Raw genomic sequence first — 20,260 nt, forward strand, 5'->3', positions numbered from 1 at the left:
CCGTTCTGGGCCCAAGGTGGTTCAGGCCGCGACCGGTTCCGGCTCTGGAGCTGTCTCAAGCTGCCTGGCCTCGAGACCCTCGGTCACCTCAGGCGACGCGATCTCGATCCGGCGCGGTTTGAGTTCCTCGGGGACCTCGCGTTTGAGCTGGACGATCAGCAGGCCGTTCGACAGCGTAGCCCCTTCGACCCGGACGTGATCAGCCAATTCGAACCGACGTTCAAACGACCGACCGGCGATGCCGCGATAAAGATAACTGGCACCGTCGTCACCATCGGGCATTTCCTTAACGCCTGACACGATCAGCATGTTCTTGTCTTGGGTCAGGGTCAGATCGTCTTCGGCAAAGCCCGCAACCGCCATGTCAATGCGATAGTCGTCCTCACCGGCCTTGACGATGTCGTAGGGCGGCCAGTTGTCGAGCGTTTCCACCCGACGGGCGGCCTCAAGCGCGTCGAGCATACGGTCGAAACCGATATTCGAACGAAACAGAGGTGCAAAATCAAGTCTCGTTGCCATAGCCACATCCTCCTTTGAGCAACATGGGTACAGACGTCGGAAGCACCGCAAGAACGGCGTCCCGCCTTGTCACCGACCCCCATCTGGGCGATCAGCATAAACTTATTTGGAACAGCACCTTACGGTTTCAAGAGGGTACTCAAAACTTTTATTTGCGAACAGAAATTCTATATTTCACGCACTTCCTTGTGTGCCCGCCATCGAGGCACATTGGTGGAACGTCCCCTCTTTGCCACCGACACCACCGGTAACCGCATTATTGCGGAATCGGGGCTTGTGAGCGCCCTTCTGCTCAGCGGACCACTGAGTGGAAATCAACAGCTTGAGCCGATGATCGCGTAGGGCCGGAGCGATGCCCTAGTCTTTTTCGGTCCGCTTTCCCCGCTCCTGGTTAGCCTGGATGTCCAAAGCCTGCTGCGGCTCTCGCTGATTCCTCACGTGTGTCAGAGCTCGATCCCGAAGGCCAGCTCGTCTGCGGCCTTCGGGGCGAACAGCGCGATGATGTCCTCCGCCTCGCTTCGGATGGCCTCATTCTCCGACAACTCTGAAATTTCTTCGTGCGTCGTTGGTCGCGCCTCAACGATCCTCACGATCTCAATTTCTCTAACCCGACCGGCATCGATATTTTCAGAGAGCCGCTCCCTCAGCGTGACAAATTTCTCCTGTAGTCCTGCTGGAAGGCGATCGCGCTGCCCTTCAGACAAAGCAACGTACTCTTCGACCTCAATCGTGGGTGCGATCTCATGCCAATTTCCTGACAGCATGATTTCTGCCGTATCGGACAGAAGCGCTCGCCGGCCGTGAAGTGTGACCTTGAGGGCCCCATAGCGCTCGGGGCGGATCGCCATGTAGCCGCTACCGATAAGCTGCCGAATGATCGACTTCCACGTGTCCTGCGGCAGCGAACGCCCTGCACCATCGCATTGCAGGGCGTTGGACCGATCCTGGTCATCCATCCCCGGCTCAGGCGAAAGCATCCTTGCGAGCGTGGAGGTACCATATCGTTCATCAGTCTCGATCGCTGCCCGGAACACCGTCAGTGCTTGTTCTCGCCCGTTTCTTGTAAGCGGAGGTCTCCGGCAATTATCGCACTTGCCGCAGGGCTGCGTGTCGACCTCGCCGAAGTAGGCTAGCAAGGGCTTCATGCGGCAACTCGGCGTCTCAATCATCGAGATCACGCTCTCCAGCTTGGAGCGCAAAACCGCGCGGCGGTCATCATCCATCTCTCTATTGGCTTCGATCTTCTGGCGCTGCTTCCCGAGAGCCTTCTTCTCAAACAGCATCAAGGCCGAAGCAGGCTTGCCATCACGGCCTGCCCGCCCGATCTCCTGGTAGTACCCCTCCAAGGTAGACGGCGGCTCCAGGTGCACGACAAAGCGAACGTCGCCCCTATCGATCCCCATCCCGAAAGCAATCGTAGCAACAACGATAATTTCCTCTTCCTCGAGGAACCTCTCCTGAGCTCTTTCACGGTCTTCTGAGGACATGCCGGCATGATAGCCTACAGCGTTCAATCCCTTCCGTGTCAGTTCCAGAACAGTCTCGTCGACACCCTTTCTACTCGCGCGATAGATGATGCCAGCCTGTCCACTGTGCGATTTGAGGAACTTGTGAAGGTGAGGCAGGACTTCGCCCTCAACCTTCCGGATCTCCACGGACAAATTTTCCCTCTGGAAGCTCGACTGAAACCAGCGTGCGCCCTCCAACCCCAAAGAAGCAACGATGTCGTTCTGTGTTGTGGGGTCCGCGGTCGCCGTCAGCGCAATCTTCGGAGTTCCCTCGAACGCTTCCAAGACACAGCCCACCTCCCGGTATGCACTCCTGAAATCGTGCCCCCATTGAGAGACACAGTGCGCCTCATCGATCGCGAAGAGAGCTACCTTCACGCTTCGAAGGAACTCTTGAAAGCGAGGCAGTTGGAGCCTTTCTGGCGCCACGTAAAGGAAATCCACCTCCCCTGCACGAATACCCGACAGAATATCCCGGTGAGTGGCCGCAGACTGTGAACTGGAGATGTACTCTGCACGCACGCCCCGCCCCCTAAGGGCGTCGACCTGATCCTTCATCAGAGCGACCAAAGGAGAAACCACAACAGCAACCCCTTCACGGATGAGGCCGGGAACCTGGTAGCACAAGGACTTACCGCCGCCCGTCGGCATGAGCACGAACACGTTCTCCCCCGAGACGACAGCGTCGACAATCTCCTGTTGGTTCAGACGGAATCCATCATACCCGAAGACCTTCTTGAGTACTCCTAAGGGAGTTCCAGTGCTTTCCTTAAGGTCGTTACCCATGTTCATGTAGCCTCATTAGCGATTTGCGAAGGAAAATAGCACGCAGTGCCTTTCGCACTTCCTTCTCGGTGACGCCAAAGAGAAGCACTTTCCTTATGCACGACAACCCTAACAAGATCAAAAAAGGAATGAAAGGAGAACATACAAAGAACAAACTAGCATGCGGCGGCAGGCATGGAAAAAGACTCTGAATTTTGCTCTATAAAATGGATAAATTCTTGACGAAACACTCTGAAAAGTCACATAAAGGGCCATCAACGACCCCGTTAACTCCCAAATTGATGGAGTATCCCCCAAATGGCATCCGAAGATACCCAGTGGTTTAAGATAGCCGAGGCTTTTGCGTCCAAAGAGTCATCCAGCGCAGACGATGTTGTAAAACTCCTTCGCGAGATGAAGACTCTAATGGGAACAGAAGCACCCGCCTCCACCACGTCTCCGGTCGAAGAAGCGCCGGCCCCCGCTCCGGCCCCGGAACAAACCGCACCGGCTGTTGAGCCTCAGAGTGCCCCCGAAGAGACTGCCCGCGCCGCAGACCTCTTTGAAGAGGCAACCAACACGGCTCCGGTCGCAACCGAGACCTCGGCTCCCAAAAAGCGCCGCGCACCCCGCAAGCCAAAGGCAGAGACCGCTCCCGAGGCAACTCAGCCCGTAGAAGAGGCTCCTAAAACAAGGAATAAGCGTTCGACAACCAAGGCTGAGGCCACTGTTGAGAACGTGCAGCCCGCGGTCCTCGAAGAAGAAGAGCCCGAAGTCCAAGGGACTGATGAAGTCCAGGTCGAAATGCCGGATGGCCCGCCGGCGCTCCCGATCGAAGATGCCCTCACAGACGACGAGATCTTCTGTCTCGAGTGCGGCCGCGGCATGAAAATGCTCAAGCGTCACCTGGGTTCGGCCCACAACCTGACACCCGAGCAGTACCGCAAGCGCTGGGACCTCCCGGACGACTATCCCGTCACTGCACCGAACTACTCCGAGTCCAAATCGGACTACGCGAAGAACATCAAGTTCGGTCAGAAGGACTCCAAGTATGCGCCCAAGCGTCGAGGCCGCAAGAAGAAGAACGCTGCCTGACCTTAGGGTTGTTTGAATGCGATCGCCGGGCCAATGGTCCGGCGATTTTCTTTTTGAGCCTCGTGTTGGCTCCATTTTAACGGCGATGTGCTTGGTTGCAGGAAAGAACTGCGGAGCCAAGCATGCAAACCAAGACAACCCTATTCACCCTCCTGCTTTGCGGCGTTGCTGCCTGTGGGGCTGACGATCAACGCCCGGGGTACCTTACCTCCGACAGCGTCACCCCCTTCCCCACTGAGATCGCGGAAGACAAAGCAGCAAGCGACATCGATGCGTTTGAACGCGGAACGGCCTATCACCATGGCCTCGGCGCGCCCATGAACCATGAAATCGCTGAGAACTACTACCGTCAGGCGATAAAGTCTGAAAATGACACCCGCGCCATGAATGAGCTGGCGGTCCTCCTGCTCACCGAAGACACTCGCAAGGCCAGAACGGACGAAGCCTTCGATCTTTTCGTGCAGGGGGCGCGGGCCGGTAATTCGTCTGCTCGCTTCAACCTCGGGCTGGCCTACTACTACGGCTTCTCTGGAGTCGCGCGCGAGCCGTCACGCGGTCTCGACTTCATCGCGACTGCCGCGAACCAGGGGAATGCACGCGCACAGAGCTTCATGACCAACTACGTCGCCATGGCTGCAAAGTCAGAAGCCCAGCGCCATGCCGCGGTTGGTGAGCTCCTGAACAACTGGGCTAACGAGGGTGATGTAATCTACTGGGAGATCGCATCCATGGGGAGCGATTACAGCTCTCTCTGGCAAAGGTTCTTCAACACGCCACTCGCAGACAAGTCGGCGATGCTGTCAGATGTTCTCGCGGTGGAAAGTGGCTGCGCGTCCTGCACCTCCAGTGACGTCGCCGTCGTCGCTCGCAAGCTTAACGAGGTGGAGAGCTGGCGCGAAGACGCATCTGAGGGAGATCGAACTGCTCAGTTCAACCTTGGGCTCGCATACCTCCAGGGCAACGGAGTTCCCCGCAACCTTGAAGAAGGCGCTCGGAATGTCATCCAGTCTGCAGAGGCAGGCTACGTTCCCTCTCAGTATCTGCTTGGGAAACTCTACCTTGAGGGGCGCGGTATCGAGCGCAATCCTTCTATGGCGTATGCCTGGTTCAACATCGCAGCCTCCAGTGAGACTGGCTACCGAGAAGAGACCTGGGCCCGTGCCATGCGAGATTGGGTAACTTCGTACCTGCCGACCGAGAACGTGAAGGCTGGTCAGAGCTGGTCCACGAACTGGCTTATGACCAGCGGAGGCAACGGCTGACCATGCACCGGCCTCTCTTGAGGATCGCGGCCTTCGTTGCCGCCACACTAGCCCCGTCGGCCACCATTGCCGATGGGGCTAAGGCGTTTGCAGACTTCATCGCCTCTGCACGCCCTTTCGTGGCCCAATGTAGCCGGGAACGGGCGGCAATCGACCTCACCCTCGGAAACCTGGCCAACGTAAGTTTCCCCGACACTGGAAAGTTCGTTCTCGTCAACATCGCCGCCGGAACTCTGGTCGCTTACGAGGACGGCCTGCCTCTGAAAGAGATGAAGGCTATCGTCGGAAAAGCATCACACGAGACCCCCCAACACGAGACCCAGATCACCTCAGTTCGGATCAACCCGACCTGGACTGTGCCGTGGTCTATCGTACGCGAGGAGCAATGGCTCGACCGTCTGCGCACCGAACCAGAATTCTTCCGCCGGAACCGGTTCGAAATCCGGGACGCCGCGGGCGAGCTCATGACCATTGCCGAGGCCGGGAAAGCACCGCAGAGGGTTGCGAAGTTTATTCAGTCTCCGGGACGATACAACGCGCTGGGCGAGTACCGCTTCAACATAGGAAGCTCCCAAGCGATCTACCTGCATGACACCAGGAACCGCGAGAACTTCTATGATGGAAGTCCGATCACCCTCTCGCACGGCTGCGTTCGCCTCGAAAACCCAAGGTGGTTCGCATCTTGGCTGCTCGGCAAGTCGGAGAAGACGATTGGGGCTATGGCCCGCGATGGTTGGACACGGGACATCCCGGTTCCAGGAGATGTTCCGATCGTGATGGGCTACTACACCGCCTGGCCGAACAGCGCCGGCGAAGTGGTCCTTTTCGACGACATATACCAGAAGGAAAGGGCGACTTGCCAATCTACCATGACAGGAAACCTTTGAAGGCTCTATCATGACGACCATCCGAAAATGCTTCCGCGCCCTGGGACTGATGATCGACGGGCTCTCCATCACCTTCGCTGGCATCGTAGCCTTCCTGTCCGCGCATATGGCCGCCTACTGTCTATGGCAGATACGGGACGCGTGGATGGAACTGGCCTTCCCGACGGCCCACTGGGACAAATACGAGATCGTTCTGGCCTGGGTTCAGGGCGCTCTTGTGACAGGACAAGGCATGCTCATTCTCAAAACCTGGGCCACAGCCGGCGCGCTGGGGTTTTTCGCCCTGGTCACCGTTCTTGCGGGGCACGACGCCCTACTGAAGGCCAGAAGCCGAATGGGCTAAAGCTCGCTTATGCCTCCTTTTCGTATCTGGCATCGGAAGCAATAGTCAGGGTACCCTGAAGTCCTCGAAAAATCGGAATCGAAGGTCTGCACGTGCCCCGAACTCTACCTGCCTGCGCCTTCTGCGTCCTGCTCTCTCTGGCTGCGATGAACGCCTCGGCCGGAGACCCGCCCCCTGACTGGCTGCCTGAGGTCCTCGTGCTCCCTCAGGACGCAGAGGTTGTCACGACGCGAGCTATCGGATCGTCGATGCGATTGCTACGCTTAGAGACGCAAGCTAAACCCGAGACAATCCTAGCCGCGTGGCGGAAACACCTTATAGACAACGGATACGCCGTTCGCGAACCGAACGCCGCGTTGGGAGCCCTGCAGCTGTCTTTCTCAGGATACGGCATCGAGAATGCCCAGGTGTCGGTGCCGCCCCGCGGTCAACAGAGGCGGACCCTCATTGAGATCGATGCGACACTGGACAACTAGCTATCGGAAAGTTTGAGGCACTGCCTCACGCGCCGCCTGTAAATCTGCGCCGTCATCTGCCCGCCCCTTCTCGATGTTGTCTGCCACGACCTGAAGGTGATCAGCAGCCATTGAGAGAACGTGAGCGATGTCGCACCCGATGGCATTGGCGGCAACTTGGGCGTTCATCTCGAGCCGCTTGCGCGCAATGCGCACGAATGGATGCATGGCTGAGGACTCACACGAACAGGCCAAGATCGAGCTCTCCCTGCTTTTTTTCACTCTTCGCCATATCGAATGTTCTCATCTCAGCAATACACTCGTCGATGACCTCAATCTCCTCGCGGAACTCTTGGCGAAGATTCTTGAGCATCTCAGCACACTCCTCCCTCAGGACCGGGTCTTCCACCTTCTCAAGTTCCCTCTCTGCAATAGCGATCGTCTGAACCGTCCCGCTGTCATCGCTATCGTTGAGGCGGATTGCGTACTGCTCTCGCAGCGCCAGGAGGTGTTCTTCCTGAACTAACTCCTCGGGGGCATGCAGGGCGACCAGCCGGCCGGCAAAGTCCTTCAACCTCGGGTCCGTGAGCTTTTCAATCTGCTGGAGCCGACGATCCCACTCCTCCTCTCGAGAAATGATCCTGCACCGGTTTCGGTCCTCGTTGCTGACGAACTTATTGTAGATCTCGGACTCGCGGGCAACCTTTCGGCCAGAGAACTTCTGGCGCCCGTCTGCCTCCATTATGGAGGCCACCTCTTGGAACTTCTTCACGATGTCTGGCCGCCGAATGTGCTCGGCGCGACGCTCCAAGGTGTCAAAATCGCACCGGTAGCGCATCTCAGTCAGACGCATGCGCAGGCTTCTATCGTGCCGGTCCACGAGTACAGGACATGCATTGTGCTTAATGATACGAAAAGGACCGTCGCCCTTGTAAAGGTTTTCAGCGATCTCTTCGGCCGACATGTGCATCCACTCTCTTGGATGAATAGCCAGGTCGACACCAACTGTCTTGTAGCCACTGTTTCCGACCTTCGCCATCGGAGCGAATGGCGTAACCTCTGGCGCACCAAAGTGCGAAAATTCGAAAAGGAAGTCTCCGCCGGTCATGTGTTTCTGGATAAGGCTGCCAACATACTTCTTGTTGGAGAGGTCCACGAACTGCTGGAACACGGACGGGGCGGCCCGCACAAAGATGACAAGCAGATCCTTGGTCATCAGCGTGTCTGCCTCAGCATCGTGGGCATTTTCAGAAATCATCCCGTTGGCGATCATCACATCTGATAGGCGCCAACTTACAGAACCGTCATCCTTCGTCCCCGGTTTGATGATCCCCGGGCGGATAAAATCCAGGTACTGAAACGCAGGATACAAATCGAGACGCCGCACATCCTTACCCGTGGTAAGGTACGTGTCCTGCAGATTGCGAAATAGAAAGTATCTCAGGAGCCGCTCATCGTAGGAAAGGATGTTGTAGCCGAAGATGACCGTCTTTTGTCCGTCAGCTGCGGAGCGCGTTCCAACAGTCTTGCTGACCTCCTTAGCAGCCTCATATTCGGTGATACGATCCGAGGACGTAAGATCAGAAGGCCGAAGTCCAGTGACCTCAAGTGCTTTGGGGCCCGGCACCGCATAAGGAGTTCTCGCAATCTTGAGGTTGATTGTCTTGACCACATCCAAGTTTTGGTCGAGCTTAACGAAAGCCGCCTGCATTGGCTGGTCAGTGTCACAAAATAGACCTAGAGCCTCGAAGTGGTAACCAATATAGTTAAATGCGGGCAGAGAAGGCTTCTTCGGCGCTCTTCTGCCCATCAGTTTGATTGCCATAAGATGTAGTTCCGTTGGGCTCTAAGTATGATAAAGCGCTACACTACATCTCTTACGAGAACGTTAACCGCAGGGTGAAACCGTCGAATGAGACCTCAGTTCAAATCTCAGGGCCAGTTTAGTGTCGTACGCAAGAAGACCAAAAGCGTTCAGCAAGGCTATCAAGAGTTTGACCAGAAAAGCGTATTTGACACGACAGAACCCTCCCAGGGTAACGTGTTGGCGTCGGTCATAAGCACTGGTGACGTTCCGGTCATGAAAGTGAGATCAGATGCATTTGGAGCAGGCTCCAAAGAGGTAACTGTGCGCTTTCGAAGCGAAGAAGCCGCTAAGAAGTCTGCACCAGCCGAAGACGTGTACTCCTCATTCGCGATCAAGCCCGCTTGCCACGGGGAAGTTCCCAGAATTGCCGACAGCCTCCACCCCGGCGATCTGGTAGAGCTTCAGGGCGTGATCGTCGATCAGTTTGAGCAGTCAGAGGTCTTCCCATGGAATGCGAAAACGGTTGTTCCGGCGGCTGAGACCAGAACAACCGTCGCTATGTCAGAAGCCCTCTGCAGCATCTTGTACTCTGCGAACCCGAAGGACGATGCGAAAAAAGACTTTCGCATCGCGATCGCCTCCCCTGCCGAAGCGCAAGAGGTCACAGACGTCTTGGGCGATCTAACGCGACTGAAAGAGTATCTCGGTTTCAAGCATGGGGCCGTGAACGGCTTCGTCATCCGCGGCACGCGCAAGGTCGGCGGCCGAGAGCTCAAAGGCGCTGCATGCTACCGGACTCTGCAAGACGACGAGAAAGGCCTCAGTGACGAAGCTGTCATCCTGAATTTCCTGAAAGCGAAAAGCCAGGTTTTTGCGCCGTACATGTCTGCAAAGAATCCCTGGGAAATCATACCGCTTCACATGGTAAACGTGCTCAATAGCGCTGCTCACCGCCTCGAGAGCCTCACGAAGCGGTATAGCTTCATGGCTCAGGCAGATGGCTCTCATCAGGAAATGGAGTTTGGACACGCGAATGTGGTCCTGGACTTCAGAAGTGGTTCTCGGCGCCCTGTCTGCCGACATTTCAACCTTTGCCGCCAGAAGCCAATCCGAATAGACACAGGCCTCCCAACGCGCGCACGCCCAAGGAAACTAAAGACTAACGAAGAGTCTGAGAGCTCAAAGATCACCAAGCTCTTCGGTTAACGGTCAGGAAAGCGATGTCCGCCACCTTGCGGGACAAAGGTGGACGACATGGCAGACGACAAGAAACAACCAATTATCGTAAAGAAGGTCATCGAAGAAGGCGGCCACGGGCACCATGGCGGGGCGTGGAAAGTGGCTTACGCCGATTTCATGACGGCCATGATGGCCTTCTTCCTGCTTCTCTGGATCCTTGCTTCCTCAGAGGAAGAGGAGCTCAAAGGACTTGCGGACTACTTTACTCCCACGATGAGCACCGCAAATGGCGCTGGGGGAGATGGAGCTCTAGACGGCGACACCATTGGGCCCCCGGGGACTCTCAACTCGTCGAACTCCCCCATGAGCACTGTGGCCATGCCACAGTTCGGCCAGCAAGACCCAATGGGCGCGTCTTCGGCCGGCATTACGGAAACCATCGTTGAATACGAAGAGGTACCCACTGAGGGCGAGCCATCTGATGAAGCCATGCAAATGCAGGGCGAGCTCGAGGAAGCGCTGCTAGAAAAGGATGAGCAGAGCTTCAAGAACCTCGAGGAAGAGATCGTCCAAGCGATGAATGAGGTTCCCGATCTCAAGCCGCTTATCCCGAATGTCATCTTTGATGAAACCGAAGAGGGTTTGCGCATTCAAATCATAGACCAGAATGGCCAATCCATGTTTGCCAGCGGTAGCGCGGCAGTGGGTGAACGCACGAAGTCTCTCTTGAAGCTGATTGGTGCCGCGATCGCCAAGCTTCCCAATGACATCCTGATATCGGGACATACTGACGCAGTGCCCTTCGGAAATGAGGGCGCCGAAACCGGCTATGGCAACTGGGAACTCTTCTCGGATCGAGCGAATGCCACCCGCAGGGTATTCATCAACTCAGGCATCACGTCAGATCGCGTCGTACGGGTCTCCGGCCTGGCCGATACCGACCCCTTTGACGAGGAGAACCCCGAGGCTCCAACGAACCGACGCATCAGCGTGGTCCTTGGTTATTCCCAGGCTCCCACTCCTCAAGAGATTGATGAGGCCTTGGCGCCCAGCACCAGTCCGGAGAGCGAAGAGCCTAGGGCCGGCGCAGGTAGCACTGACGATAGTAGTCGTGAGAGTTCCGCTCGTGAGACGCCCGTGGGTAGCGGCGCTGGCCGGCAGGGCGAGACCATCGGTCTCGAAGGCCTGAGAGAACTCGCCGAATGACCTAGGCCTATTTTCCGAAAGGTTTAGGCTTTCTCGGCTACAGGTCGTTGCATTGGAGAATGCGAAAGCCGCCCCGCTCCCAGGGGCCTACAGAAGCTTGCGCGCCCCTACGGTTTTCCCCTTGAGAGGGCGCGATCCGCCCTCCCGAGCAGTATCGCACGGACGAGGATAGAAGTCGCCAGGTACAAGAGTGCTAGAATTCTATCTCGTCCTGCGGTGACTTAGAGACAAGACGGATGTCCTCAGGTTTAATCTGGATCGTACTCCGGCCCATGTATTCGTTGATCTCGATCTTGCCGTAGAGATCCACCCGAGCGCCTTTAGCCTTGAGCATAGCATCCCCGAGAGGCGTGCCGACCGCGCTGAACATGATGAAGTCGACGTCTCCGGCTTCTCCCGTGATCCTTCCCTTCACATGCTTCTCGCCCACCTTCTTTACGAAGAGCAGAACGCCATCGGTCACGACCACTCGAGGCCGACTGTTGTTGGCTCCGAAAGGCGCCAGAAGGTCGAGACTCTGCACGAGTTTCTTCGACATGGACCCGCACTTGACCTCGAGGTCGGCCATGAGCGGCGGGCGCTCGATCGACTCCCCAGCTGAATTCATAGCCGCGCGAAATTCGGGGAGCTTTTCAGGATCGATGGTCACCCCGGCCGCCATCTCGTGTCCGCCCCCCTTGATCAGAATTCCATCCGCGGCCGCTTTCTTGATGGGGCGCCCGACATCGAACCCCTCGATGGACCGCGCGGAGCCTTTGCCGCCCTGCCCGATCACGATCGATGGGCAGTCGAAGGCTTCTGTGATCCGCGACGACACGATCCCCACGACCCCCGGGTGCCAGTCCTCTCCGTAGCACACGATGACGTTGTCGCCCTTGAAGGTCTCTGCCTGCTCAAAGGCATCGTTTTCCATAGCCCTCTGCTTCGCCTTCCGCTCCTTGTTGGTCTCGAAGAGGTACTGCGCGCGCTCGAGGCATTCGTTTTCGTCCTTGCAGGTCAGCAACGCGGTCCCGAGACGAGTATCGTCGATGCGTCCACCCGCGTTGATGCAGGGGCCGAAAATGAAACCGCAGGTATGCTCTGAAAACTGCGCTGGATCGATCTCATTGCACTCAGCAAGCGCCATGAGGCCCATGTTCTTGTCCATGTGCTTGAGGCCGAGCTTTACGAGTGCCCTGTTGAAGCCGACCAGGGGCACCACGTCGGCGACTGTGCCGAAACAGGCGAGCCCCATGAGGGCATGCATCGGGTATTCCTCGCGCTTCTCGAAGAAGCCAGCTTCCCGTAGCGCCCTTTGAAGTCCCACGACATAGAGAAACGCGAGGCCAGCCGTGCACAGATAGCTGTAGTCACCGGTCTCATCACCGCGGTTGGGGTTCACCAGAATACCGGCAGGATGCTTTTCATCCGACAGGTGGTGGTCGAGCGTGATGATATCCATCCCAAGCTCAGCAGCCTTAGCCAAGGGCTCAAACGCGACCGTACCGCAGTCAGCGAAGATGATCAGATCGGGATTGTTCTCCTCCGCAATCCTCTCGATCGCCGGCACGTTGGGGCCATACCCCTCTGAAAGCCTTTGTGGGATGTAATAGCTCACTTCACACCCCATCTCCTCCAAGTATAGAAGCAGGATAGACGAGGATGTCGCCCCGTCGACGTCATAGTCGCCAAAGACACAGACCTTCTGCTTCTCCTGCACAGCTGTGACGCCACGCGCGATCGCTTTGTCCATATCCTTGAGAAGCAACGGGTCCGGCATGGAGCCCTTGAGGGTGGGTTTGAAGAACTCCTGCAGATCTTCGATGCCACGGGACATCGCGATCGAGACCACTTCGCTAGGGATTCCTGCAAGTTTACCTTCTACAGGCTCAGCCACCTTCCAGTCCAATCCTCGCACAGAGAGATCAGCCATATTTATCCTTTCTATGTTGACGCCATTCTATTCACTTCAGGCGTATCTTGAAAGGATAAATATTGAGTTAGCCGTTCTCTCGCTCTTCAGGTGGAATGAGTGACCTTCCTCCTTTGTAGCGATAGGTTTTCCTTCGCCTGCGGCCACTGGTGCTCATCTTTGGCTTGGCCGCGGTCTCATTGGACTTCTGCTCTGCAGGCTTCTCAGAGCTTCGCTCCGGATCGCTCCATTTGAACACGCCGACATTCATTCCCTCTGCAAGGGTCGCCTCCTGCAGAAATCGAGAGGGTTTCTTCGGCTTATTGTTCCTACGGCGTGCATAGCTCATCACAAGCTGACTGCGCGCACGCGTCATACCTACGTAGAACAGGCGACGCTCTTCCTCGACATTTGGACTCTTAAAGTGGGGAAGAAGATCGTGCTCACATCCCGCCACGAAGACCATGTCCCACTCGAGCCCCTTGGCCGAGTGGAGCGTGCTGAGCGTCACGCTATCACCCTGGCCGGCAACCTCTTCGCTCGTCCGCTCTTGTACGTAGTCGAGAAAGGCCTTGGGATCATCCAAATCGAGAAGAAGGCTGCTCACCGCTTCGACTGCTGACATCCAACTGGCGCCGCGTTCAGCATCCAGTGACCGCGGCCTAAATTCATAGAGGACACGAGCAATCGGTTCCGCAATGACCCTGGCCGGCTCCCCGGCTAGATGCTCTGCCAGTGAGCGGCATTTGAAACCAGCCTTGGTGCGCCCGAAACCTTGCCGCGTGTCGAAGCGCTTGTCTCCGGCAATTGCCGCCACGGACGTCACATAAAGGGACACCTCCGGCAGGGTCCAAAAGGATCCAGCTCCTGACAGGCGAAAGGGAAGCATGAGCTTTTCCAGCTGTCTCTGGATCGCGTTGGCCACGCTTCCCGTTCGAAAGAGAACCGCGGTGTTAGAGAGCTTGCCTCCCTTGGACTGGAAGATGGCAAGCTGCTTGGCGATCCACTCGGCCTCATGGTCGTGGGTCGCAAACCCTTTGAACAAGACGAACTCGCCCTGCTTTCCTTTCCGCGCAGATTTCAGAGTTTTGTCATACCGAGACCGGTTTCGCGAGATCAGCCGCGAGGACATCTGGATAATTTGAGGACTGCATCTGAAGCCATCATTGAGCTGGTAGAGCCTGGCGCCCGGGAAGAGTTTCTGAAAATTCAGACAGTATTTCGGGCTACTTCCTCGCCACTCGTAGAGCGACTGGTTCTCGTCACCTACGGCCCAAAGAGCGCCATGTGCGCCCAGCGCCGCCTGCAGGAATTCTATCTGGGTCTTGTTGCTGTCCTGAAATTCGTCGACGACGAAGTGACTGAAGTTACCATGGAACCACTTCTGCCCCTTCCCGCCTGCTTTCAGAATTTTCGTAGAGAGCGTTATCAGGTCTGAGAAGTCTACCTGCGCCCTCTGCTTGCGAGCGTCCTCGTAGCGTCCGTACGCCTTAGCCGCCCCTACTGTAAACTTGTCATTGAGTTCCCTGGCCTCTGACAGGGCTTCCTCCGGTGTCTTCCCCTGATCCTTCCAACGGGAGATCAAATCAACGTAGTTCCCCTCCTCCTCATCCCACTCGATCTCGAGATCGTAGAGAAGCTGCCTTTGGTCATCCTCACCGATGATGTCGAAGTCATAGGGCAACCCGATGTCGGTTGGGAACCGCTTCAGGAGGCGCGCGCAAAGCGAATGGAAGGTTCCGATGTGGGCGTTGTTCAGGATTTCGTCCTGGTTCACCACGCTCTTGTCGCCGCCCGCGAGGGACGCTTTTAGGCGATCTTTAATTTCCGAGGCCGCCTTTGCAGTGAACGTGCTCACGAACATCGCATCGAGCGGGACGCCAGCCCGGACGAGCACTCGGCAGCGTTCGACCAAAGTCGTTGTCTTACCAGTGCCCGGTCCGGCCAACACGAGAGCATGACCCTTCGAGTGTGTGGCGGCCGCCTTCTGTGCGCGTGTGATTGGCATGTCCTATTCCTTGGCGATTTCCTGTACGAGGTCTTCGATCACGCCATTGTCGTCTTCGACATTGACGCCTTGCTCGGCAATACGCGCCTTCCGGCGTTCAATTTCAGGAAGCGCGCTCCCACTTGGGAAACGCTTCGCCAAGCGGCGACGTGCCTCGAGGGGGCCGACCAGCGTATACAGACGATTGCGCACCCTGGCGTCTGAGGGATCAGTCGAGAATGCCCACAGCTCCATCGGTCCGAGGGTGTTGTAGAGCATGTGCTCGTGGGAACCGTCCTTCATGTTGAGTAGAGCCAAGAACGGGGCCCCCTTCGGCCCCGGACCGTTCAACTGGGTTCGCAAGACCCGATTGGCGGCCGGCGACAAGCCAAACACATTGCTGGCTTGCTTGGCCGCCCGCTCCGTCTGGACCCCCATGATCCATACACCGGTAGCCACATCCACCATATCATCGTCGAAGTCATCCAGGAGCTGCGAGGCCAGGGCGATGTGCACACCCCACTTACGACCTTCCCTGAGATCAATCATGACCTGATCGCGCACCTGAGGTGTGTTCTTCGTCCTATGGAACTCGTCCATCACGATCTTCTTCGGCATCTCGCGCAGCGCGGAGATCCTCCTTCCATGGTGCTTCTGATATTGCTCCGGCATGGACGGCAGAACGTCTTCGTTCAGGTAGAAGTCTCGAGCCAGCACGAAGCGGGCCAGCATGTAGACGAGCGCAGTTTGCTTCTCGGCCGGCGCACCGCCTTTGGGGGCCGCCTCATCAATATCGAGGGAGACGACGCGGCTGTCGCCGATGTCAAACCGTGTTGGGATAGTCAAAATGGGGTATTCGGTCAGGGCTGAAGAGACCATCCTCTGAAAGACGTCGATCAGGGCCTCTCCATTCGCGGTCCTCGCAGACCCATAAACATCCTGAATTTGCTGCTTCCGGACAATGACGTTCAGGTCTTCAACAAGCGGCACGGCAAACCTCTGCGCCAAGGACGCCGCGTGGTTCTCGCCCACTTCAAAGAGACGGTCTACGACCTCCCACCAACAGGGCTCCTCACTCAGGGTGATGTTGTGCTTGGCCAGCGTCTCGTCGACCTTTGAATCCTCGCCTTCAGTATACTTCTTCGGTCGCCCGCGACGTTCCTTATCGTTAAACTCTTGATAGACTTCGTCCACCACCATGCTCGCCAGGTCTGACAGGCCGCTCGGAGGCGTCTTGTCACCGACCGGAGTCCCGAGGATCGACAAGAAGTTGACGAGAAACGCGCGCTCCATAGGCAACGGGGTTCGACACCCGAGCTGGGTGTCAAAGGGGTTGATCGCATGGTTTCTCTCCATCCGCAGACGCTTGTATTGCGCCAGGTGCCGCTTGTTTGGAGGAAGAGCTTCCTTGATGAGCGAGATCAAACCCGAGGAACTCGGCCCTACGTCTAGAATAGCGATCCGCGGCAACTGAGTCCCAGAAGAGGATGTCGTCGCACTCGGAGATAGGCACAGAGCCAGGTTTGTCGTGTTCAAGAACACCGACTTCGCGTACCCCGGCGGCGCAAAGACCAAATCGATAAACGTGGTCTGCTTGGACGATCCGGGCTCATACGGCCATGGGCGCCCATCGCCCGTACGAAAGAGGACCGATCCCTTTTCCCACGGTGAGGCGTCACGGTTCCAGGGCATCATGTAGAGAGCATCACGGATTGGCGGCGCCCCGGATGCTGCAGTCGACGCGACATCCACGCCCAGTGCCGACGACATGAAGGATGCCATTGGATCACCAGAGCTCGAGGACACTCCGCAGTAGCCCCAGCTTTCGACCGACCTCTGAAGCTGGGAGACCCTCTCCTCCAAAAGCTGAATATCATCAGCCGGTGCCCAAGTCGCAAAGGAGACGCGGTACCTGACGATCACCTCGTCGCCGGCATCCTTGATCTGCTGCATTGCGGTGATGGCTTCACGGATTTGGCGGTTTTCAGAACTTGAGAAGCCCACCACAGCCGCGAGGGTCGACTTGAGCTGCATCTCCCCTGAGAGCCCATTGCCTTCGAGTAGAAAGCTCACGCGCCACGGGAATTCCTTGCCGGAGACCATCCGGTTGAGGAGCTCTGAAAATGGCCTCACATCCTGCGGCCCCACAGTCATGTCCAGGGACGCGAAGTTATACCGACCGACGCGCACGATCCTCGGGGACAGGGTCTCACCACCTCGAGAGAACAACTGGTCCCTCAGAGGCGGCACGAAAAGGTGGCTAACGTCCCCCTTTGCCCACTCTGGGCTCCTTACTGCAAACTTGTCCCCTGGCAGGGTTGGCCTCCAGTCTGCCCCCACGAGATCGGGGTAAAGAGAAGACCGGATGGCCACCAGAGCGTCGTGTGCTTCGAGGGCTGCGGCGCGAATGGAGAGTTCCTTGAGGTCACCAATGAACGACTGCACGAAGCTGTCGTGTCGAGTGAGCATCTGCCGGGAGGCTCGGAAGAGGTCTTGCGTGCTAATCGCCATCGGCCATTTTTCAGGCTTTTTGCTCTCTCGTTTGATATTCTCGAGCTCGGTCTTGGTCAGGACCGAGGGCCGCGTCCAGAGCGCCAGGTAGCACCCCTCTTGGGTGATGAAGTTCGAGAGGTGCCTCTCACGTTCATCGAAGAGGTCCGCGAGATCAATTTTCAGTTTGTCGGCCACGACCCGAGCTGGGTGGTTCAAAGTGGCAACCAAGTCTTGGGATGCGTCTGGATCTCGCGAGAACCAAACCTGCAGGGCATGCCCCGACTGATCAAAGTAGCTGGAGAGTTTCAGGTTCATCTTGTCGATGACGTCGACCATCTCTTCGGCACCGGCCATTTTCTTAAGACCGTCAATGCGCACAATGGACAGCAAAGACCCGTCAGCGGCGACCACATTCTGAGTGCCAGAGATGCCCGTTTCGAGGAAGAAGAACGAGTCCATGTTCTTCTTCATGAGGTTGTTATACGCCGATGCCAGCCCGGCCTTGATCGTCGCGATGCCCATGATTGGCGTTTTCTCCGTTCTATTGAACAAGAGATGCGCTGCGATGGTGAACAAGGGGTTTTCCGTTTCGCCGTAGCGCCCCGGGGGGGTGACATCTGAAACTACAGCAGCTAATACCCCCCGGCAGCCGGAGCCGCCGAGGGTAGTTCGTCATTGGAAACAGAGAGGCGTCCCCACTCAAGATCCGCCAAGTCCCGCCTATCACATCATCGGCGGAATCATCAATAGGTTATCATTATGATAATCTTGTAACACGCATTGAGACTGGGCCAGTTCACAGGAGCAGACCGAATGGACAAGTTGAAATCGATCCTGGAGCTTCGCGAGATGCTCCTCACGCTAGAGCAAGATGTCGGCTTGGATGATCTGTCTAGAACCGAACGCGATATTCTTCTCGCGGCGCACAGCCTCGCCGGCGACACCGGCGAAATCGTGACCTCAGATGTCCTGCGCGACCAAGCGCTTGTCCAAGAAGTCCCACAAGCCACGTTTTACCGCGCTGTCAAACGCCTGTTGGCGTTGGGCTTCTTGGAACGCGCAGAAAAAAGCAAGGCAAAGGCTTACATCGTACGGTCAGATCTAATAGGCATCGACCTGCCGGCGGCATGAGCCCAGACACCTCACTAGCCCTGCCAGCGGCACCCAAATAGCCTGAGGTACACTTGTGACCTACATCCGCACATTCATTATCGTAGCCTTCGCGTATATCTTTGCTCACGGATTGACGTCCTCGCTGATCACTCCCCTTCAGTCTCGGATCTTACCCGACATCACGGGCTTCGCCAGCCTAGTGTACTTACCTCATGGCGTTCGCGTTCTCTCGACATGGCTCTTGAATAAATCCGCTTTACTTCCTCTTTGTGTCGGCGCCTTCTGCGCGGAAGTTCTGTTCACGCAGCCCATCTTCAGTCGCGCGAATGACCCAATCATCCTGATTTCCATCGCCGTTGGGGTAAGCTCCGCTTTTGCCGCCTTCGAGCTGACAAAACTGTTCGGGCGCAACTACTATGCAGGACAATCGATGAGCATTCACTGGTCCAAACTTCTGGCAGTTGGAGCAATCGCTTCAGTCATCAACTCCATCGGCCAAAGTCTGGTCTTCCACACAGAAATAGTGAGCGGCCACAACGCAGCTGTCATGGCGACCTATGCACTCGGTGACCTCATCGGGCTTATCGTCACAACCCTCGTACTCATGCTGGTATTTCGCTGGATACGCTTGACCTCTAGGTCCAAGGGCAGATAAGCGGTCTCCAAACCCAGGCCGGACTTCAACCTTTGGCTTCAGTTCGTGCTCGGTGTTGTCTTTGAGTTTGCGGCGGTTGGAGCACGGGAGCGATGAGCGAAATAGAACCTTTGGCAAAGATCCCGAAGCAGGGCATGTTTCCGGAGTGGCCAGAGCACATTGGCACCCTAAAAAGGATATCTCTTCAGCCATCACGGCTAGGCGACCTTGCCACAATCACTCTTCAATGCGGCCCTACCCTCCAAAAGGCGTTCACCGTCAACCCCAGGGTCATACAAGACATCCAACAATCTCTAGCCCGCGCCGAGATGTTCGGCCTCAAAGCATGGTTGTTCTTAAAGGGGCCAATCGAAAATATTGAGGTCCACGGAGAGAAAATGGAGCGCATGCGCATCGTCTACGTCACGGACAAAACCCCCTATCCTCTCGGGGCGCCATTCTCAATCGCCGCTGAGTAAGAATTCTCTCTGGAACTATTCTTGGTGATCGCCTTCAACGGGGCTACTCCCCGCGGCCGCTAAAGGAATAGCACCCAGAGATAGGAGAGCCTCGAGAACACCCATGCAATACCGGGCATCGTCCAGTGCATTGTGCAGGTCGTCATCCGCGATCTGGTTGTTCGTGAGTGTATTCACGGCCTCCACCAGCGAGGGCCTCTTATAGCCATTGCGGAAGCGAACACCTACGAAGGGCGCAGACGCATCCATCGTACACACTTGCCTTCCCGCGCGAGGCAAGTGAATGCCCTGATCATGGATGCCCTCAATTTTCAGGATCTTCTGATCGAAGGCCATGTGATGTGCGGCAACGATGTCCGCCGCATCCACCATTCGGGAAAACTCTGAAATCGCTTCTGAGGCAGGCACGCCTAAAAACTCGCAGTCTTCCGTTGTCCAGCCGTGAACGATCTCGCTGTCGTAGTCGATCTGCCACCCGTCTGGCTTGATCAGAGTACTCAGCGTCTGCAACTCCCTGCCCTGCTCATCGCACAGTACGGCACCAAGCTGGACCATCCGCGGCTGTGCCGGGTGATCCAAAGGAAGGTTTTCGAACGGGATACCCGTTGTCTCAGTATCGAAGGCAAGTTTAAGCAAA

General features: G+C 56.8%; 17 protein-coding genes. 9 read left to right on the top strand and 8 right to left on the bottom strand.

Annotation, left to right across the window (positions count from 1 at the left end; translation table 11 throughout):
- Window positions 1–21: 21 nt before the first annotated feature.
- Window positions 22–519, bottom strand: a complete 498-nt coding sequence (locus ACXAJT_RS21300) for an Hsp20 family protein (protein WP_475238736.1) — start codon at window positions 517–519, stop codon at window positions 22–24.
- 443 nt (window positions 520–962) lie between these two features.
- The gene (locus tag ACXAJT_RS21305) at window positions 963–2,819 is read right to left on the bottom strand and encodes a RecQ family ATP-dependent DNA helicase (protein ID WP_475238740.1); all 1,857 of its coding nucleotides are present in this window, start codon (window positions 2,817–2,819) and stop codon (window positions 963–965) included.
- A gap of 291 nt (window positions 2,820–3,110) precedes the next feature.
- On the opposite strand from ACXAJT_RS21305, the gene ACXAJT_RS21310 reads away from it, so the two are divergent.
- The 4 genes from ACXAJT_RS21310 (at window position 3,111) to ACXAJT_RS21325 (ending at window position 6,379) form a co-directional block, all read left to right on the top strand.
- Window positions 3,111–3,887: a Ros/MucR family transcriptional regulator gene (locus ACXAJT_RS21310; protein ID WP_475238745.1), complete on the top strand. Its 777-nt coding sequence runs from the start codon at window positions 3,111–3,113 to the stop codon at window positions 3,885–3,887.
- Between the two features lie 122 nt (window positions 3,888–4,009).
- On the top strand, window positions 4,010–5,149 hold the full coding sequence (locus ACXAJT_RS21315) for a tetratricopeptide repeat protein (RefSeq protein ID WP_475238747.1): 1,140 nt from the start codon (window positions 4,010–4,012) through the stop codon (window positions 5,147–5,149).
- Window positions 5,150–5,151: 2 nt separating this feature from the next.
- Window positions 5,152–6,036 carry a L,D-transpeptidase family protein gene (locus ACXAJT_RS21320; protein WP_475238750.1) on the top strand — a complete coding sequence of 295 codons (885 nt, stop codon included), beginning with the start codon at window positions 5,152–5,154 and terminating at the stop codon, window positions 6,034–6,036.
- Window positions 6,037–6,046: 10 nt separating this feature from the next.
- Window positions 6,047–6,379, top strand: a complete 333-nt coding sequence (locus ACXAJT_RS21325) for a hypothetical protein (protein ID WP_475238752.1) — start codon at window positions 6,047–6,049, stop codon at window positions 6,377–6,379.
- A 476-nt stretch (window positions 6,380–6,855) separates the two neighbouring features.
- On the opposite strand, the gene ACXAJT_RS21330 is transcribed toward ACXAJT_RS21325, so the two are convergent.
- Together ACXAJT_RS21330 and ACXAJT_RS21335 are read right to left on the bottom strand one after the other, a co-directional pair.
- Entirely contained in the window at window positions 6,856–7,062 is a 207-nt protein-coding gene (locus ACXAJT_RS21330; protein ID WP_475238754.1) for a hypothetical protein, read from the bottom strand.
- A 10-nt stretch (window positions 7,063–7,072) separates the two neighbouring features.
- Window positions 7,073–8,659: a hypothetical protein gene (locus ACXAJT_RS21335; protein ID WP_475238757.1), complete on the bottom strand. Its 1,587-nt coding sequence runs from the start codon at window positions 8,657–8,659 to the stop codon at window positions 7,073–7,075.
- A gap of 87 nt (window positions 8,660–8,746) precedes the next feature.
- On the opposite strand from ACXAJT_RS21335, the gene ACXAJT_RS21340 reads away from it, so the two are divergent.
- Both ACXAJT_RS21340 and ACXAJT_RS21345 read left to right on the top strand, forming a co-directional pair.
- Window positions 8,747–9,847: a hypothetical protein gene (locus tag ACXAJT_RS21340; RefSeq protein ID WP_475238759.1), complete on the top strand. Its 1,101-nt coding sequence runs from the start codon at window positions 8,747–8,749 to the stop codon at window positions 9,845–9,847.
- 48 nt (window positions 9,848–9,895) lie between these two features.
- Entirely contained in the window at window positions 9,896–11,026 is a 1,131-nt protein-coding gene (locus tag ACXAJT_RS21345) for a flagellar motor protein MotB (RefSeq protein ID WP_475238761.1), read from the top strand.
- Window positions 11,027–11,219: 193 nt separating this feature from the next.
- On the opposite strand, the gene recJ is transcribed toward ACXAJT_RS21345, so the two are convergent.
- The 3 genes from recJ to ACXAJT_RS21360 all read right to left on the bottom strand — a co-directional run bounded on the left by recJ (window position 11,220) and on the right by ACXAJT_RS21360 (window position 17,973).
- Entirely contained in the window at window positions 11,220–12,938 is a 1,719-nt protein-coding gene (gene recJ, locus ACXAJT_RS21350) for a single-stranded-DNA-specific exonuclease RecJ (RefSeq protein WP_475238763.1), read from the bottom strand.
- Between the two features lie 67 nt (window positions 12,939–13,005).
- Complete coding sequence (locus ACXAJT_RS21355; protein WP_475238765.1) at window positions 13,006–14,925, bottom strand: ATP-dependent helicase; 1,920 nt, start codon at window positions 14,923–14,925, stop codon at window positions 13,006–13,008.
- Window positions 14,926–14,928: 3 nt separating this feature from the next.
- The gene (locus ACXAJT_RS21360; RefSeq protein ID WP_475238767.1) at window positions 14,929–17,973 is read right to left on the bottom strand and encodes an ATP-binding protein; all 3,045 of its coding nucleotides are present in this window, start codon (window positions 17,971–17,973) and stop codon (window positions 14,929–14,931) included.
- A 237-nt stretch (window positions 17,974–18,210) separates the two neighbouring features.
- On the opposite strand from ACXAJT_RS21360, the gene ACXAJT_RS21365 reads away from it, so the two are divergent.
- The 3 genes from ACXAJT_RS21365 to ACXAJT_RS21375 all read left to right on the top strand — a co-directional run bounded on the left by ACXAJT_RS21365 (window position 18,211) and on the right by ACXAJT_RS21375 (window position 19,623).
- Window positions 18,211–18,528, top strand: a complete 318-nt coding sequence (locus ACXAJT_RS21365) for a hypothetical protein (RefSeq protein WP_475238770.1) — start codon at window positions 18,211–18,213, stop codon at window positions 18,526–18,528.
- A 55-nt stretch (window positions 18,529–18,583) separates the two neighbouring features.
- Window positions 18,584–19,165 carry an MASE1 domain-containing protein gene (locus tag ACXAJT_RS21370; RefSeq protein WP_475238773.1) on the top strand — a complete coding sequence of 194 codons (582 nt, stop codon included), beginning with the start codon at window positions 18,584–18,586 and terminating at the stop codon, window positions 19,163–19,165.
- Window positions 19,166–19,257: 92 nt separating this feature from the next.
- Entirely contained in the window at window positions 19,258–19,623 is a 366-nt protein-coding gene (locus ACXAJT_RS21375) for a hypothetical protein (RefSeq protein WP_475238776.1), read from the top strand.
- Between the two features lie 15 nt (window positions 19,624–19,638).
- Here the strand turns inward: ACXAJT_RS21375 and ACXAJT_RS21380 are convergent, their stop codons facing one another.
- Window positions 19,639–20,259, bottom strand: coding sequence for a 3'-5' exonuclease (locus ACXAJT_RS21380; RefSeq protein ID WP_475238778.1), 621 nt, complete (start codon window positions 20,257–20,259; stop codon window positions 19,639–19,641).
- Window position 20,260 lies beyond the last annotated feature (1 nt).

Source organism: Salipiger sp. ABF4_146 (assembly GCF_056161345.1).

Bases quoted from the DNA above. Each gene is read 5' to 3' on its own strand.
- ACXAJT_RS21300 (WP_475238736.1), bottom strand. From the start codon at position 519: ATGGCAACGAGACTTGATTTTGCACCTCTGTTTCGTTCGAATATCGGT.
- ACXAJT_RS21305 (WP_475238740.1), bottom strand. From the start codon at position 2,819: ATGAACATGGGTAACGACCTTAAGGAAAGCACTGGAACTCCCTTAGGA.
- ACXAJT_RS21310 (WP_475238745.1), top strand. From the start codon at position 3,111: ATGGCATCCGAAGATACCCAGTGGTTTAAGATAGCCGAGGCTTTTGCG.
- ACXAJT_RS21315 (WP_475238747.1), top strand. From the start codon at position 4,010: ATGCAAACCAAGACAACCCTATTCACCCTCCTGCTTTGCGGCGTTGCT.
- ACXAJT_RS21320 (WP_475238750.1), top strand. From the start codon at position 5,152: ATGCACCGGCCTCTCTTGAGGATCGCGGCCTTCGTTGCCGCCACACTA.
- ACXAJT_RS21325 (WP_475238752.1), top strand. From the start codon at position 6,047: ATGACGACCATCCGAAAATGCTTCCGCGCCCTGGGACTGATGATCGAC.
- ACXAJT_RS21330 (WP_475238754.1), bottom strand. From the start codon at position 7,062: ATGCATCCATTCGTGCGCATTGCGCGCAAGCGGCTCGAGATGAACGCC.
- ACXAJT_RS21335 (WP_475238757.1), bottom strand. From the start codon at position 8,659: ATGGCAATCAAACTGATGGGCAGAAGAGCGCCGAAGAAGCCTTCTCTG.
- ACXAJT_RS21340 (WP_475238759.1), top strand. From the start codon at position 8,747: ATGAGACCTCAGTTCAAATCTCAGGGCCAGTTTAGTGTCGTACGCAAG.
- ACXAJT_RS21345 (WP_475238761.1), top strand. From the start codon at position 9,896: ATGGCAGACGACAAGAAACAACCAATTATCGTAAAGAAGGTCATCGAA.
- recJ (WP_475238763.1), bottom strand. From the start codon at position 12,938: ATGGCTGATCTCTCTGTGCGAGGATTGGACTGGAAGGTGGCTGAGCCT.
- ACXAJT_RS21355 (WP_475238765.1), bottom strand. From the start codon at position 14,925: ATGCCAATCACACGCGCACAGAAGGCGGCCGCCACACACTCGAAGGGT.
- ACXAJT_RS21365 (WP_475238770.1), top strand. From the start codon at position 18,211: ATGGACAAGTTGAAATCGATCCTGGAGCTTCGCGAGATGCTCCTCACG.
- ACXAJT_RS21375 (WP_475238776.1), top strand. From the start codon at position 19,258: ATGAGCGAAATAGAACCTTTGGCAAAGATCCCGAAGCAGGGCATGTTT.